This is a genomic window from Methylobacterium nigriterrae, assembly GCF_037106235.1.
Taxonomy (GTDB): Bacteria; Pseudomonadota; Alphaproteobacteria; order Rhizobiales; family Beijerinckiaceae; genus Methylobacterium; species Methylobacterium nigriterrae.
The window spans coordinates 1-285 of record NZ_JBAWTG010000760.1 but is presented as its reverse complement, the minus strand read 5'-3'; the positions used below and the strand labels follow the sequence as shown (position 1 = coordinate 285).

The 285-nt window shown below is 66.0% G+C and carries 1 protein-coding gene; it reads right to left on the bottom strand.

Features of this window, described 5'->3' with window-relative positions; all coding sequences use genetic code 11:
• On the bottom strand, positions 1–285 hold a 285-nt coding region (locus tag WDW90_RS39055; RefSeq protein ID WP_336492989.1), incomplete at both ends, for an AMP-binding protein.

Below are 285 nucleotides of genomic sequence, written 5' to 3'. Positions count from 1 at the left end.
GCTGAAATACACACCTTTCGGATTGCCGGTGGTGCCGGTGGTGTAGAAGGTGGTGGCGATGGAGTTCTCGTCGAAATCGGGGAAGTCGTAGCGCGGGCTGGCCGCGGCCCGCAGCGACTCGTATTCGCCGACCCGGCCGGGCAGTTCCGCGCTCTTCTCCGCGCCGTCGGTGAGCAGGATGGTCCGCTCCACCGTGGCCAGCTGCCCCGCCACCGCCTGGTAGAGCGGGACGAACTCGCTGTTCACCAGCACGAAGCGATCCTCGGCGTGGTTCATGGTGTAGAG